The organism is Mycobacterium sp. URHB0044, assembly GCF_000620625.1.
GTDB lineage: Bacteria > Actinomycetota > Actinomycetes > Mycobacteriales > Mycobacteriaceae > Mycobacterium.
Map to the genome: position 1 here is coordinate 30,166 of NZ_JIAW01000025.1, position 16,021 is coordinate 46,186.

Here is a 16,021-nt window from a genome sequence, read left to right on the forward strand (position 1 = left end):
CCATGGCCCAAGGCGGCGAAAGATCGGCTTCTGCCGACGGGGTCACGGCGTACAACTGGCGGCTGCCACCCTACAACCGCTGGGCCTTCTGGCGCGTGAAGGACATCCTGCCGACCACGCGAGTGGCAGCTCCGACGACGGCACGTGGATTCCATCCAGCACCCGATGGCCTGGCGAGTCCATTGGCGCAAACGGTGCTTCGCGTCGACGGGACCGAATCGACGGTTGGGCGGGTTCTGGCCGACACGTATACCGACGCCTTCGTCGTACTCCATGACGGAGCGTTGGTTGCGGAGTGGTACTGCGACGAAGGCACGCATGCGCGCACCCATGCGCTGATGTCCGTGACGAAGTCGATCGTCAGCTGTGTGGCGGCCGCGTTGGTCGATCAACGGGTGCTCGACACGAGCGCTCCTGTGAGCGCCTACATTCCGGAACTCGCGCGCAGCGGCTACGGCGGAGCGACGGTCTCACAGGTACTCGACATGCGCAGCGGCGTCCGGTTCGGCGAGGACTACACCGATCCCACGTCCGAGGTCCGGCAGCTAGCACTGTCTGAGTCGGGAATCTATCCCTACCTGACGGGTCTTCGGGCAGAGGCAGCCCACGGTGAGAGGTTCCTGTACCGCTCGGCCGAGACCGACGTCGCAGGATGGGTCTGCGAACGCGTGGCCGGCCTGCCCATGGCCGAGTTGATGTCGACACTGATCTGGCAGCCGATGGGTGCGGAGTTCGACGCCGAGATCCTCACTGATCCGAAGGGCACTGCGTACCACGACGGTGGACTCTGCGCCACGGCTCGTGACGTCGCTCGTTTCGGTCAGCTACTCCTTGACGGCGGCACGGCGGTAGATGGTGCCGGCGAAGTCCGTACCGTGCTCGGACCGGCTTGGCTGCGTGAGTCGTCCACGGCGGACGCGAAGTCCCGCGCACTCTTCGCCGACTCTCCCGCCGGGACGTCGCTGCCCGGTGGTTGGTACCGCAACCAGTTCTGGTTTCGACCCGGCAGATTCGGAGATGTTCTGCTGTGTCTGGGGATCCATGGCCAGATGGTCCATGTCAGCCGGCGCACCCGCACGGTGTGCGTGAAGTTCTCGACCTGGCCCGAGCCGCAGAACCCCCGTTTCCTAGAGGACACGCTGCGCGCATTCGACAACATCGGCGGCGCACTGAGTGGCCACGACCAGGCGGGCGAACACCGATTGCCGCCCGGCATCGCCTCCGGATTGAAGCGCCACGGCGTCGTTGACCGGGCGCCGAAGTTTCGAGATGTGTAAGTGAATTGCGCTGTCGTTCTTTGGATTCTACGAACAATCCTTCAGATCCGTCCCACCACCATAGAGGAGACACCAATGACCGAACCGAAGGCTCGAGCGCCGCGTCGCCGGCGTGCTGCCGCCCCCCGGAAGTCGCGACTGGCACTGCCGTTTTCGCGCACGTCGTTGAGCGGGATCGCGGAAATCCGGACCTTCTTCCGGACCAATGAGCAGCCGATCTACTTCTTCGGGCCGACGGCATTTAATCTGCTGGGAATCGACCGTTGGGTGCGAAACTTCCGCTACATCACCTACTTCGATTCGTGGGATGGCGGTCATCCGCGCGTCTTCAGTCCGAAGAACAAGCCCTACGTCGAGTTCGAGTCGAGCGAAGACATCACCAACTACTTGCTGCGCGACCCGGAAGTGCAGGCATACATCAAGAAGCGCGGCGGCAATCCGATGGTGGCCATGGTCTTCTTCAACGAAGAGACCGAGGAGATCTGCGCCGAACTCGGCTACAACCTCATTCTGCCTCCCCATTCGCTACGCCAGCGCCTGGATTCGAAGATCGTGACCACGCAACTCGGCAACGAGGCAGGTGCCCCCTCCGTGCCGAACGTCATTGGTGTGGCAAGCACTTACGCCGAGCTCACCGCATTGGCAGCCGAGCACGGCCTTGGCACTGACCTCGTGGTGCAGACGCCATACGGCGACTCGGGCAAGACGACGTTCTTCATCAAGTCGCGGGAAGGGTGGGACAAGGACGCCGACGACATCATCGGCCACGACCTGAAGGTCATGAAGCGGATCAACAACAAGGCCGCCGCGGTCGAAGCCTGCATCACCCGGCACGGCACCATCGTCGGTCCATTCATGACCGACCTCACCGGATACCCAGAACTCACCCCCTACAAGGGCGGATGGTGTGGCAACGACTTGTTCCCGGAGGCGTTGTCCGAGAATCAGCGCGCGACCGCGATCAGCCACGTCCGCAAGATGGGCGATCGACTGGCAGAGGAGGGCTACCTCGGGTTCCTCGAAGTGGACGTTCTGATCGACCTCGACACCGACGACGTGTACCTGGGCGAGATCAATCCCCGCATTTCGGGCGCTTCATCGATGACGAACGTGACTGCGGGCGCTTACGCGGACGTTCCGTTGTTCTTGTTCCACCTGTTGGAGTTCATGGACGTCAAGTACTCGATCAACGTCGAGGAGATCAACGAGCGGTGGCATGACCTTGCCGCGGTGGATGTTTGGTCGCAGTTGATCATGAAGGAGCCCGTGGATTCGCTCGAGCAGATTCTCAGCAGTCCGCATACCGGCACGTGGCATTTGGGCGAAGACGGCGAGCTCACATTCGCTCAGATCACCAACGACTGGCACGACATCACCGGTGAAGACGAGGCATTCTTCCTGCGCGTTTACCAGGCCGGTGATTATCGATTCCGAGGGGCCGATCTCGGCATCTTGGTGACCAAGGGGCGGATGCAGACCGCAGACGGCCTGACGCCACGATGCCTCCGCTACATCGATGGCATCCGCGCGCAATACCGCTCGATACCCGTAGCCGATGCGCCGGCCTTCGCACCGTTCCCTCCGGTCAAGTAGGCGCTGCGGCGCTATCCCGCGATGCCGGTGGCGGGCTGGTCGTCGTGGTCAGTGCCACAGGTCAGTAACTCTCTGGCCTTCAACGCGATCCAGAGCTCCGATCGGGTGTGAGCCGAATCCATGTCACGCCCGACCAACTCCGCTACTCGCTCCATTCGCTTGCGCAGCGTGTGCCGGTGCACTCCCAGTTCTGATGCCGCCGCGTCCCAGTGGCCATTGTGATGCAGATAGGAATCCAGTGACTGCAACAGCTGTGTTCCGCGATCCCGGTCGTGGTCTTCTATGGCGCACAGCCAACCAGTCGCGATGGTTCGAAGGACGTCATCGGATTGGGTGCTGAGCAGCAGGCTGAACGTACCAAGGTCGTCGAACGCGACCAGTTTCCTGCCATTCGTCGCAGCCGCCCGCGACGCTGAAATCGCCTGCTGCAGGCTCCGTTTCATGCCACCTATGGAGGTCGGGCCGCCAATACCCCCGTTGATGCTCCGCCGCAATCCGGAGCGCATCTTGTGGTAAACGCGACCGACGAGATCGGTTGCGCCTTCGGCGTGAACGGCGAAGGCCACACCATCGCCGCCGGGCAGGTCGGCCATCAGGTACGGCGTCGACTCCTGCTGCAACGCCGTCGCCAGTTCCCGTTGCGCTTGAAGCGAAGGCCCCACCGCGGTGAACGCCGCCACGGTGACCGTGTCGTCCGTCGCGAATCCGAAGAATTCGAGCAATGACGTGTCTGCTTCGAGACCGTTGCGGAAGAGTGATTTGGCGACGCTCGTCCGCAGTCTTTGTTCGGCGTCGATGACGCGCGCCGGTTTGGCCAGTTCGATGGTGAGTAGCGAGACGGTGTGGGAAACGAGCTGGCGTTCGGCCGGGCCAAGTGGAGTCGCAGACGCCACTGCGAGGTACACCTGATTTCCGCTGGAGCCACGCAGCTGTTGGATCGTGAGGCTTCCGTTGTCGTCGACGAAGGCGCGGCTGCGGGTGTTGTCCCTACTGATCTGCTCGTGCACCCTGGACCTGAGGTCACCTCGATCAGTCGTCGACTCTGCGAGCACCCGTCCGGAGCGGTCGATCACGCACGCGGAACAATTGAGAGCGGCGCTCAGTGCCTTGATCAGGCCGGCAATGCCGCCGTGAATCGTCGCCCGCGCGAGATTCTCCTGCCCCTGGACCGTCCGCCGCATCAGCTCGACGCGCTCGTGCGCGATCTCATCGATGACTGCGTGCGAGATCGCGGTGAACGGGATCGACGGTGCGACCGCCAGCACGGGAATCCCCACCTCATCCGCCGCTGCGCAGATCGAATCCGGAACCCGGTCGAAGCGACAACCCGTGTCGAAGGCCACTGCGGCGCATCCCGACTCCGCGATACGGGTGAGATATCGCCGCTGCCCGGCATCGTCGTCGGGCAGTTGCAGGCCCGTGGTCATGACGAGCTCTCCACCGGCGAGCCAGGGGCTCGGGTCGGCGAGTTCGATCGCATGCACCCAACTGATGACACGGTCGAGACCGGCTGCACCACCAGCGAGCGACAAGCCGAGTGTCGGGGTAGCCATTAGGCGTCGCACCGTCATCACCATGGGTCGACCTCCGTACACTGGCGCTGGAGTGATTCGCTGTGCCGGCAGAGCAGTAACAGTTCGGCATTCGCCGTCGCGGCACGGGCGACGTCGATCAAGCCGTCTCGCCCGAGTTCTGAGCGAAGGCGAAGGAACCGTGCGATCGCGGGCGCAGCATCGCGTTGCCAAACACTCGTGGCCGATTTGCACTCATCGTCCAGACGCATCACGGCCGCCGCCAAGCGGTGATGGGTGTCGGCAAGTTCGTCCCGCACGGCTGCCGCGGCCATGGCATCCCACCAGCCCGAGGCCGTGTGCGCGCCAAGGCCTTCCACGATCCAATTCAAGTCGAGTGCATCGCCTACCGCAGCGTAGACACTGGCCACGTCGCAGACGTCGACACCCAGCCGCGTCGCGGTTTGACTGAGATCGAATGCCTCCACCCGAAGCCGGTTCTGATGCGACTCACCCTGCGAAACGTCTGCTCGAAGTGCCTGGACGTCGCTCTGGTAGCGGCCGACGGTCGCCGCGATGTCCAAGTGACCACCGTGGTGGCGCAGAAGCCGTGCAGCCGTGTACTCGATGAAATGCTGTACGGCATGCAGCCCTTGCCAGCGTTGCGAGGGGGTCAACTGAGATTCTTTCCGGGCCTGCTGCCACATGGCATCGATTGGGAAGAGCTGGCGAACCACCGCATAGGCGGCGGCTACCGCAGGCGTCGGCACGCCGAGGCGCTCGTTGAGCTGGTAGATGAGGCCCGGCCCAACGTGATTGATGAGGTCGTCGGCGATCTGAGTCGCGATGATCTCCCTGGCCAATCGGTGGTTGGCGATCTCGGACGAGAGGTGGTGCTGGAATCGCGAAGGAAAGTAGGACCGCAGGGCGGCACCGAAGATCGGACAATCCGGTACTGGGGAGGCCAATAATTCGTCGCGCACGACGTTCTTGGAGTGCGCCAGCAGTATCGCGATCTCGGGGCGGGTAAGTCCGCGTCCAGCCCGCGTGCGCGAGACCAATTCGGCACGGCTGGGCAATGTTTCGCCGATGCGATTGATGCCGCTCGCGCGCTCCAGATCGTCGATCAACCGCTCGTGACGATTGAGCAGTTGCGGCGCTTGCGCCTCGGCCAGGCTGATGGCGGACACCTGGTTCTCGCAGCTGTCCAGCACGGCGGCAGCCACCTCGTCGTGCGACTGCAGCAGGAGGTCGTTTCGTTCGGACGCAGTGATGCGATTCGTCCGGCGAGCGGCGTCGAGGGCGATCTTGAGGTTGACCTCACGGTCGGACGTGGCAACTCCCGCAGCATTGTCGATGAAGTCCGCGTTGATCCTTCCCCCGCCCAAGGCGTAGTCGACGCGTGCGCGCTGCGTCAGACCGAGGTTGCCGCCCTCGCCTACGACCTTGGCGCGCAACTGATCCGCATCGACGCGAATGGCATCGTTGGTCGGGTCGGCGGCGTCGGCGTGCCCTTCCAGTCCCGACTTGACGTAGGTACCGATGCCGCCGTTCCAGAGCAGGTCGACGTCAGCCGTCAGAATCGCCCGGATGAGGTCGTTCGGCGTGACCGTCTCCGCCGTGATCGCCAGTGCTGCACGGGCAGCCGCAGGCAACATGATGCGCTTGGCGCCGCGCGGCCATACGCCGCCACCCACCGACAACTTCGTGGTGTCGTAGTCACCCCAACTGCTCGCAGGCAGCTGCGCGAGTCGGAGTCTTTCGGCGTAGCCGGCAACGGGATCGGGGTCCGGGTCGATGAAGACGTGCCGGTGATCGAAGGCGGCGACCAGCCGGATGCCGCGTGAAAGCAGCATGCCGTTGCCGAACACATCGCCCGACATGTCGCCAATACCCACCACACGAATCTCGTCGGTGTCGACATCGATGCCCAGGTCGGCGAGATGCTGCCGTACCGACACCCACGCGCCACGCGCGGTAATGCCCATCGCCTTGTGGTCATAACCCGCCGAGCCGCCGGAGGCGAATGCATCACCCAGCCAGAATCCGCGTTGGAGCGCAATCTCGTTGGCCAGGTCGGAGAATCGTGCCGTGCCCTTGTCTGCCGCCACGACCAGGTAGGCGTCGTCGCCCCCGTAGACGACTGTCCTGCGCGGAGCTTCCACGCGGCCGTCGACCTGGTTGTCGGTGACGTCGAGTAAGCCCGTGATGAACGTCCGGTAGGCGTGTTCGACGCTGATCAACGAATTCTTGCGAATGAAGGCCCCTTTCGCCCCCACGGGGACGATCGGCGAATTCTTGACCGTCTGCGTCTTCATCAGACCCAATACCTCTGTGCGGTAATCCTCTGGTCGATCCGAGAATCGCAGTCCGCCTCTCGCGACTGGGCCGCTGCGCACGTGCGTGCCCTCGACGTCTTCGGAATCGACGAAGATCTCGCGAAACGGCACGATGGCACCGCGTGGTTGAAGCTGTGTCGAGTCGAACATGAATGCCGCATGCCGTTTGGGCGCACCATCGGCGTCACGCTGGAACCAGTTGGTGCGCAGCGTCGCCGACACGAACGCGGCGAACGCACGAAGGATTCGGTCCTCGTCGACGGTGGTGGTCGCCTCGATCGGTATGGACAGCTCGGCCAGCGCCGCCGCCACCACCGATTCGCGGTTAGCGACGTCGGGATCGAATCGGGCGGTGAAGTACGCCACCAGCGCGGTGACGAACTCGGGATTGTCGTTGAGTGTCGAGATGATGTAACTCATCGAGAACCCAAGGCCCGCTTGGCGCAAGAACCTACTGGCACAGCGCACCAGCATGACCTCGCGCCACGTCACGTTTGCGGACGCGATCAAGCTCGCAAAGTCGTCGATCGCAAACCCCTGCGTGTCGGACGCTCCGAATGCCTCGGCGATCTTCGCCGGCGATGCATGGTGCCACCGGGGCGGAAGGACGAAGTCGAACAGCGACAACGCCGCGGAATGCGCAGACGTGACGGTGAGCGGCTGCTGACTGGCAACCCGCAGACCGAAGCGTTCGAAGAGCGCGCAGACGTCGGTCAACAACGGATGCTCCCCCGGCCACACCACCACCGCTTGAACGATGCCGATCGGACCCTCTTCGTCGAGGAACCTCATGCGTGCTCCGCCAGTGGGCCACGCGAGCACGTGTTTGATCGCGTCCTCGGCACTGGCGCTGAGCGCTTGCCGATCAGCTGTCGCGCTGACGTTGCCCATGGCGGCGTCCTTCCTTCACGATGCACAGTGTCGTGGAAACCGATCCCCGCGCGGCATCGCCGAGTTGGACATGCGACGGCCAAGGCTTGTCCACTTCGGCGATGGCACCGCCTCACCATGCTTTCCTACGCTGGCGTGACATCGAGGAAAGGGACGATCGAAATGACCTTGGACTCCGTAGTCGGCGGTCCCGGCCTGCCCCAGGAGCGCAAGTTGGTCACGGCCATCCCGGGGCCCCGCTCCATCGCACTGGCCAGTCGCCGGCACTCCGCTCTGCCAGCCGGTCTGACGAGTAGCGCGGGTGTATACGCCGCGGCAGCCGGGGGTGGTGTCATCGTCGACGTCGACGGAAATTCGTTCATCGATCTGGGCAGCGGCATCGCGGTGACCACCGTCGGTAACGCTGCCCCCGGCGTCGTCTCCCGCACGTCGGCGCAGCTGAACCAATACACCCACACCTGTTTTCTCGCCACCCCGTACGAGCCCTACATCGAGGTGGCCGAGACACTCAACCGACTCGCCCCCGGCGAACACGAGAAGCGCACCGCGCTGTTCAACACCGGCAGCGAAGCGCTGGAGAACGCCGTCAAGTACGCCCGCTCCGCCACCGGCCGGCCCGCGGTGGTGGTGTTCGACCACGCATTCCACGGACGTTCGCTGCTGACGATGTCCATGACGGCGAAGAACCTTCCGTACAAGCACGGCTTCGGGCCGTTCGCGCCAGAGGTCTATCGGGCGCCGATGGCCTACCCCTACCGATGGCCGTCAGGACCGCAGAACTGCGCGGCCGAAGCCTTCAGCCAGTTCACCCAGTTGGTGGACAGCCAGATCGGCTCGGATGCCGTCGCCTGCGTGGTGATCGAACCGATTCAAGGCGAGGGCGGGTTCATCGTCCCGGCCGAAGGCTTCCTGACGAAGGTGGCCGACTTCTGCCGCGACCGCGGCATCGTGCTCGTCGCCGATGAGGTTCAGACCGGAATTGCGCGCACCGGCGCATGGTTCGCCAGTGAGCACGAAGGCATCGTCCCCGATCTGATCACGACGGCCAAGGGGTTGGCCGGCGGACTTCCACTGGCCGCGGTCACCGGCCGCGCCGACATCATGGACGCAGCGCACCCGGGCGGCATCGGCGGCACCTTCAGCGGTAACCCCCTCTCCTGCGCGGCCGCGCTCGGCGTGTTCGACGAGATCGAGAACGGCCAACTACTCACGCGCGCACAGGTGATCGGCGAAATCCTGACGCACGAACTCAAGGACATCGCGGCAGGCACCGCCGTCATCGGCGAGATCCGAGGGCGAGGGGCGATGATCGCCGCCGAACTCGTGTTGCCCGGCACCCGTACGCCCAATCGGGAGGCGGTCGCCGAGATCGCGCGGCACTGCCATGACAACGGCGTACTGACCCTGACCGCAGGCACTTTCGGCAACGTCCTTCGATTCCTGCCACCGCTGACCATTCCCGACGATCTGCTCATCGAAGGCCTCGGCGTCCTGCGCGACGGCTTCGCCTCACTCTGACACTCACAACCCAACGCCCCCAAGGAAGAGCCATGACCGCAACCGCCGCACCCCCCTCCGCCAAGACGTACACGCCACTGGGACTGTTCGACACCGACCGGCTACTGGACGCCGATGAACGCGACATCGCCTCGACGGTGCGCAAGTTCGTCGAAACCCGGCTGCGGCCGAACGTCGAAGGGTGGTTCGAGTCCGCGACCTTGCCCAAGGAATTGGCGAAGGAGTTCGGCGAGCTCGGCGTGCTCGGCATGCACCTCGACGGTTACGGGTGCGCGGGAACCAACGCCGTCAGCTACGGGCTGGCCTGCCTGGAACTGGAAGCCGGCGACAGCGGCTTTCGGAGTTTCGTATCCGTGCAGGGCTCTCTCTCGATGTTCTCCATCCACCGCTACGGCTCCGAGGAGCAGAAGACCGAGTGGCTGCCGCGGTTGGCGGCCGGCGACGCGATCGGCTGCTTCGGTCTGACCGAACCCGACTTCGGTTCCAACCCGGCCGGTATGCGCACGCGCGCCCGCAGGGACGGCAGCGACTGGGTGCTCAACGGCACCAAGATGTGGATCACCAACGGCAATCTCGCCGACGTCGCGACCGTGTGGGCACACACCGATGACGGGGTCCGCGGATTCCTGGTGCCCACCGATACCCCGGGCTTCACTGCCAACGAGATTCACCGCAAGCTGTCGCTGCGTGCCTCGGTCACCTCGGAGCTCGTCCTCGACAACGTGCGACTGCCGGCATCCGCTCAACTGCCACACGCCGCGGGCCTCAGTGCACCACTGTCGTGTCTGAACGAGGCACGTTTCGGGATCGTCTTCGGCGCGTTGGGCGCCGCGCGGGACAGCCTGGAGGCGACCATCGCCTACACGCAGTCACGCGATGTCTTCGATCGACCGCTGGCGAGTTTCCAACTGTCGCAGGAAAAACTGGCCAACATGACCGTGGAGCTCGGAAAGGGCATGCTTCTTGCCCTGCACCTCGGTCGCATCAAGGACGCCGAGGGCCTGCGGCCCGAGCAGGTCAGCTTGGGCAAGCTCAACAACGTGCGCGAGGCCATCGCGATCGCCCGGGAATGCCGAACGCTGTTGGGCGCCAGCGGAGTCACCCTGGAGTACTCGCCACTGCGGCACGCCAACAACCTGGAATCGGTGCTGACCTACGAAGGCACCTCCGAGATGCACCTGCTGTCCATCGGCAAGGCGCTCACCGGACACGCCGCCTTCCGCTAACCGCCGTTCGATTGGAAACCCAATGACCTCATCCACGACTACACCGCTGCAACATCTCATCGCCGGCCAGTGGACCTTCGGCAGCGGCGAGGAGTTGCGCAGCGTCAACCCAGCGCAGCCGCGCATCGTCGTCGCCCACGGCGGTTCGGCCACCACTGCCGACGTGGACACCGCCGTGTCGGCAGCCACGCAGGCGCGGGCGGGGTGGGCCGCCACCCCGATGCACCAGCGGGGTGCCGTGCTGCTCGCGGCCGCCGACGTCCTCGAGCGGAACGCGGAGGATTGGGGACTCGACCTGACCGCCGAAGAGGGCAAGACCCGAGCCGAAGGCATCGCCGAAGTACGACGGGCAGCTCAAATCCTGCGCTATTACGGCAATGAGGGCGATCGACAGTCCGGCGAGATCTATGCGTCACCACGCAGCGGCGAGCAGATCCTCGTCACCCGCAAACCGGTTGGTGTGGTCGGCGTGATCACCCCGTTCAACTTCCCCATCGCCATCCCGGCGTGGAAGATCGCGCCTGCGTTGATCTACGGCAACACCGTCGTATGGAAGCCGGCCAGCACGGTACCGCTGCTGGCATTGCGACTCGCGTCCGCACTGACCAGCGTGGGGTTGCCTGCAGGCGTGCTCAACCTCCTCATCGGTGGCACGAGCGTCGGCGACGGAATCGTCAACCATCCCTCGGTCGACGCCATCAGCTTCACCGGATCGACCGGGATCGGGCGTCGCATCGCCGCCACCGCGGCAGCACGTGGCGTTCCGGTTCAGGCCGAGATGGGAGGCAAGAACGCCGCCGTGGTGCTGGACGACGCAGACGTCGACCTTGCCGCCGAACAGGTGTTGTTGGGCGCCTTCCGGTCGTCCGGCCAAAAGTGCACGGCCACCTCGCGTTTGATCGTCACCCCGGGAATCGCCGACCGGCTGTTGGACGTGTTGGCGGATCGCGTGCGCGCACTCGTGGTCGGCGACCCGACCGCGGACGACACGCAGATCGGTCCGGTCGTCAGCGCGGGTGCTCACCAGACGATTGTCACGGGGATCGAGAGGGCCACCTACCAAGGCGCCACCACGCTGGCCGGTGGTCAGATCCCGGTGCACGGACCGCTGGCCGACGGGTACTTCGTCGCACCCACCATCATGGAGCTCAATGGTCAGCCCGCCGACATCTGGACCGACGAACTCTTCGGGCCCGTGCTGACGGTGCGGCGAGCCGCGGATGCCGAGGAGGCATTCTCCTTGGCAAATGACGGCGAGTTCGGTTTGTCGGCAGCGGTTTTCACGCAGGACCTTACCCGGGCCCTACAGGCGGTGGAGCACATCGACGTCGGGGTTCTGCACGTCAACTCCGAGTCGGCGGGAGCCGACCCGCACGTGCCGTTCGGCGGTGCGAAGAAGAGCGGGCTCGGACCCAAGGAGCAAGGCGGCGCGGCCCGAGAGTTCTACACGCACACCACCACGGTGTACCTGCGCGGCGGAGCCGTCCGATCATGAGCCGCTCAGCGCTCGACGGAATCGTGGTCGTCGACTTCAGCCGCGTGCTGGCGGGCCCCTACGCGACGATGATGCTGGGCGACTTCGGCGCCGACATCGTCAAGATCGAGCGGCCACGCGTCGGTGACGACACCCGGGAATGGGGCCCTCCCTATGACGTCAACGGCGTAGCCACCTACTTCAACTCGGTCAACCGAAACAAGCGATCGGTGGCGCTGGACCTCACCGACCCCGTAGACGTCGCACGCGCCCGCGAGCTGGTGACGGGCGCCGACATCGTCGTCGAGAACTTCCGGCCCGGCACGATGGAGAAACTCGGGCTCGGCTACGACGTGCTTCGCGAGCTCAAGCCGGACCTGATCTATTGCGCCATCACCGGATTCGGGCGAGACGGCGGTGCCGACCTACCCGGTTACGACCTGCTCGTCCAGGCCGTCGGCGGGCTGATGAGCATCACCGGTCCCTCGGCGGACGAGCCGACGAAGGTCGGTGTCGCGGTCGTCGACGTGCTCGCGGGGATGCACGCGCTGACGGGGATCCTGCTGGCGTTGACGCACCGTGATCACACCGGCGAAGGCCAGCGTGTCGACACGAACCTGCTTTCGGTGCTGTTGTCGTCCATGGTGAATCAGGCCTCGGGGTTCCTCGGCGCGGGCAGCATCCCGACCAGCATGGGCAACCGGCATCCGAGTATCGCTCCCTATCAGACGTTTTCGACCGCCGACCGGCCCATCGCCGTGGCAGTCGGCAACGACAAGCAGTTCAAGCTGCTCGCGACGGTCCTCGACCTAGACGGCTTGGCCGAAGACGAACGCTTCGCCTCCAACGCATTACGGGTCCGCAATCGGGATGCGTTGTGCGACGTCCTCGAGCAGGTATTCAAGACCGACGGCGCGGACCATTGGTACACCGAACTCACCGCGGTGGGTGTCCCCGTCGGTCCGATCAACGACATGTCCGAGGCGTTCGCCTTCGCCGACCGCCTCGGGCTCACTGCCACGGTCACCGTCGCGGGATCTCCCACGCCGCAGGTCGCCAATCCGATCTCGATGTCGGCGACTCCCGCGATGTACCGCAGCGGGCCACCGCGACTCGGTGCACACGGGTGACGTGTCACGTGCGATCATCGTCGGCGTAGACCGTCGCGAGAAGATTCCTGGCCCTAAGCGCCAGCCATAGTTGTGCACGCGTGTCCGCGGAGGTGAGGTCGTCGCGAAGCAGCTCGGCGATCCGCTGGATGCGATTGCGCATCGTGTGCCGGTGGACCTGGAGCGCGGCAGCGGCAGCCTCCACTTGGCCGTTGTATTCGAGGAAGGCCGTCAAGGCATCCATCAGATCGTCGCGCTGACCGATCAGTGGTTCCAGCAGTCCGGCGAGGATACGCAGTTCGGCTGGAGTCCGAGCGCCGAGAAGCACGCCGTAGGGGCCCAGTTCGTCGAACTCGGTGAACGTGGGGTGGTTACCTGCACCGGCCGCGATCCGGGCCTGGGCGACACCCACGTTGACGTCGGAAAGGCGGGCGGGCCGACTCAGCCCACCGCCGAGTTTCCTGTGCAGGTGCCTGCCGAGTTCGTCGTGCAGAGCGAGGATTCGTCGCTTGCTTCCAGCGGGAACGACGATCACGATGTCCTCACCCAGCGACGCCATCAGATACGGACCCACATTCGCGACGAGGCGCGCAACATGCTGTTCTGCCGCCAGAACCGGACCCACCCCCATCAGCATCAGCACCACGACGTCGCCTCGAGGGTCGAAACCGAAGTACCTCAGGACGCTGCCGTCAGTGCTGGCGCCCCCGAGCAGGTTGCGGGTCACGGCCATTCTCAGGCGTTGTTCGGCGTCAGCCACTCTGGCCGGCTTCTCGATCGCAATCGAGACCAACGACACCGCATGAGCGACGAGCAGCCGACCCGAGTTGGGAAGCGGCGCCGGCGTTCTCACGGCAAGATAGCCGCGAAGCGCCTGCGCAGCGCGAAGGCTCTGCACCACGACGAATGCCTCACCATCCGCGATGACGCGGCCGGCGTGGCCGCGGGAACTCCCGGTCGTGTGCGCCGGATCGGACATCAGCGCGATCAAGCGTTCCTGCTCCGCTCCGCTGGCCGCCAGCACTCTGCCGTCGACGCCGATGACGACGACCCCGGCGGAGAGCGAATCGGCCAGTGTGCTGACGACACCGGGGATGCTGCCCCGCAGGGTGGCTCTGGCGAGCACCTCCTGTTGATCGACGACCTGCTGGACGGACCGGAGTTCGTCGGCCTTCAGTCCGTCGATCACCACCCGGGTGATGGCGATGAAGGGCGTGGAGGCGGGGACCTTGAGGACGGGCAGGCCGAGCTCGTTGCCTGCGGCCAGAATTCCCTTGGGGATCTCCGGGAGAGTGGTCCCGGTATCTACCGCGAGTGCGGCGATGCCGGCGCACGACAACCGGGACACGTACTCGAACTGTTCCGAGGCGACGGTGCCGATGTTGATACCCGTCGTCATGACCAGCTCTCCCCCAGAGAGATACGGCGTCGGATCCGCCAGCTCGATCGGGTGCGCCCAGGTGATGTGACGGTCCTCGCCGCCCTTCCCGGCAGCCAATGACAGACCGAGACCCTTTGCCTTGACCAGGTCGCGTGGGGTGATTGCCATGTCGCCTCCTGACCGCGCCAGGATGCTGGCCTGTTCGCATGTTGCCAGTTCATGCTATCGCCGGTGGAGCGCCCAGTTGGACAACTTTGGCCATGGGATTGTCCCATTGGGCCATTACGGACGGCTGTGGTGGTCGTCACACTGGAGTGGTGCGTCGGAACCGGTGGGATTGGCAGGTGGCGGGCAAATGCCGCGATCTACCTGTCAACGACTTCTTCCCCGAGGGTATTCGCGGCGAGACTCTGCACGGCATCGAAGAACGGGCGAAGGCGATCTGCCGGGACTGTCCGGTGCTGCGACGCTGCCGGCAGCATGCGATGGAAGCTCCTGAGGTGCACGGCATTTGGGGAGCTACGACCCCGCGCGAACGCGCCCGTCGGGCGCCTTCGGTGGACTGAGTGGCGGTCTCTTCGTCGCCGAAGCGCCCGGAGATGCACCCCTTGCTGGAGTTTCTCGACGGGAATGAAATGCCAAACGAACTCGTTCGTTCGGTAGTACCACTCCGAAGATCCGCCCTCTGCAACCACCGAGATAGCGAGTAAACATGACCGTCCAAACACCACCGCTGAACACGGCCGTCGCCAACAGCGGGCGGCTCGCCGGCAAGCGAGTCCTCATCACCGGCACCGGCGGAGGGCAGGGTGCGGTCGCGCAAGAACTCTTCTGCAACCACGGCGCGTACGTCATCGGCTGTGACGTCCGACCGGGCGCCGCCGCCGCCACCGCCGCGGCGCTGTCCGCGCAAGGACTGTCGGCCGAGGGCCACGACGTTGACCTCGCCGACCCCACTGCGGCCCGTGCATGGGTGGAGAACTCCATCTCCACGCTCGGCGGCATCGATGTCCTGTACAACAACGCCTCGGCGGCCGCGGTCGCACCGTTCGGTGAAATGACGCTCGACCAATGGCGATTCACGCTCTCCAACGAACTCGAGATCGTGTTCACGGTGACATCGGCGGCATGGCCCGCGCTCCTCGAACACGGTGGCAGCGTCATCAACATCGCCTCGAGTGTGGGATCGATCGGCATGCAGGCCTTCGGTTTCGCCGCACACGGCGCCGCCAAGGGCGGTGTACTCGCATTGACACGCCAACTCGCTGCTGAGGGCGCGCCACAACGGGTCCGGGTCAACGCGATCACTCCCGGCTTCATCGCCACGCCTGGCACCAGCGCCATACCCCAGGCAGGCAGGGACTTCGTGGCACGGTGGGTCAACTTGCTGGATGGTGCCATCGAGCCCATCGACGTCGCCTACTGTGCGCTGTTCCTCGCCTCCGATGAGAGTCGTTTCGTCACCGGCGCCGATTTTGCCGTCGACGCAGGCTCCACCGCGGGGCGCCCGGCCTGACGGCGCGAATCACCTGACTGGTCCTGGAACCCATTCGGCAGGGGCGGCGTCGCCTCGGAGTCCATCGACGGGGCCCGGTCACCAGGCCCTGCTTCGAGCCGAATCGGTGACCGCCGTCTGCGGGGAGTACAGACGTGTACGTGGGGGTGCGCTCGCACTGCACCCCACGTACTCGTATTGAGTTGT

11 protein-coding genes are annotated in these 16,021 nt (G+C 65.0%); 8 read left to right on the forward strand and 3 right to left on the reverse strand.

The genetic code is table 11. The features are described 5' to 3' along the window. The first annotated feature begins 2 nt into the window (after positions 1-2). Entirely contained in the window at positions 3-1,277 is a 1,275-nt protein-coding gene (locus tag N536_RS40040) for a serine hydrolase (protein ID WP_051574908.1), read from the forward strand. 75 nt (positions 1,278-1,352) lie between these two features. Then, positions 1,353-2,870 carry a biotin carboxylase gene (locus N536_RS40045; RefSeq protein WP_081809472.1) on the forward strand — a complete coding sequence of 506 codons (1,518 nt, stop codon included), beginning with the start codon at positions 1,353-1,355 and terminating at the stop codon, positions 2,868-2,870. Positions 2,871-2,881: 11 nt separating this feature from the next. On the opposite strand, the gene N536_RS40050 is transcribed toward N536_RS40045, so the two are convergent. Together N536_RS40050 and N536_RS40055 are read right to left on the reverse strand one after the other, a co-directional pair. Further along, positions 2,882-4,423: a PucR family transcriptional regulator gene (locus N536_RS40050; protein ID WP_231514699.1), complete on the reverse strand. Its 1,542-nt coding sequence runs from the start codon at positions 4,421-4,423 to the stop codon at positions 2,882-2,884. A gap of 17 nt (positions 4,424-4,440) precedes the next feature. Continuing rightward, the gene (locus N536_RS40055; RefSeq protein WP_155948835.1) at positions 4,441-7,611 is read right to left on the reverse strand and encodes an NAD-glutamate dehydrogenase domain-containing protein; all 3,171 of its coding nucleotides are present in this window, start codon (positions 7,609-7,611) and stop codon (positions 4,441-4,443) included. Positions 7,612-7,773: 162 nt separating this feature from the next. Between N536_RS40055 and gabT the strand changes: the two genes are divergently transcribed. Genes gabT through N536_RS0132185 form a run of 4 tightly spaced genes read left to right on the forward strand, consistent with a single transcriptional unit; the run spans position 7,774 to position 12,959 of the window. Then, positions 7,774-9,129 carry a 4-aminobutyrate--2-oxoglutarate transaminase gene (gene gabT / locus N536_RS0132170; protein ID WP_029117377.1) on the forward strand — a complete coding sequence of 452 codons (1,356 nt, stop codon included), beginning with the start codon at positions 7,774-7,776 and terminating at the stop codon, positions 9,127-9,129. Positions 9,130-9,161: 32 nt separating this feature from the next. Next, positions 9,162-10,355 (forward strand): acyl-CoA dehydrogenase family protein, encoded by a 1,194-nt coding sequence (locus N536_RS0132175; RefSeq protein WP_029117378.1) that lies wholly within the window; start codon positions 9,162-9,164, stop codon positions 10,353-10,355. Positions 10,356-10,377: 22 nt separating this feature from the next. Next, positions 10,378-11,850, forward strand: coding sequence for an aldehyde dehydrogenase family protein (locus tag N536_RS0132180; RefSeq protein WP_036438344.1), 1,473 nt, complete (start codon positions 10,378-10,380; stop codon positions 11,848-11,850). Next, positions 11,847-12,959 carry a CaiB/BaiF CoA-transferase family protein gene (locus N536_RS0132185; RefSeq protein ID WP_029117380.1) on the forward strand — a complete coding sequence of 371 codons (1,113 nt, stop codon included), beginning with the start codon at positions 11,847-11,849 and terminating at the stop codon, positions 12,957-12,959. The genes N536_RS0132180 and N536_RS0132185 overlap by 4 nt, the downstream gene beginning before the upstream one ends. Before the next feature lie 4 nt (positions 12,960-12,963). Here the strand turns inward: N536_RS0132185 and N536_RS0132190 are convergent, their stop codons facing one another. Continuing rightward, positions 12,964-14,508 carry a PucR family transcriptional regulator gene (locus tag N536_RS0132190; RefSeq protein ID WP_369798492.1) on the reverse strand — a complete coding sequence of 515 codons (1,545 nt, stop codon included), beginning with the start codon at positions 14,506-14,508 and terminating at the stop codon, positions 12,964-12,966. 71 nt (positions 14,509-14,579) lie between these two features. Here N536_RS0132190 and N536_RS41915 point away from each other — a divergent pair, with 71 nt between their 5' ends. Both N536_RS41915 and N536_RS0132195 read left to right on the forward strand, forming a co-directional pair. Further along, positions 14,580-14,885: a WhiB family transcriptional regulator gene (locus N536_RS41915; protein ID WP_081809473.1), complete on the forward strand. Its 306-nt coding sequence runs from the start codon at positions 14,580-14,582 to the stop codon at positions 14,883-14,885. Positions 14,886-15,031: 146 nt separating this feature from the next. Next, the gene (locus tag N536_RS0132195) at positions 15,032-15,835 is read left to right on the forward strand and encodes an SDR family NAD(P)-dependent oxidoreductase (RefSeq protein ID WP_051574910.1); all 804 of its coding nucleotides are present in this window, start codon (positions 15,032-15,034) and stop codon (positions 15,833-15,835) included. The last annotated feature ends 186 nt before the right edge of the window (positions 15,836-16,021 follow it).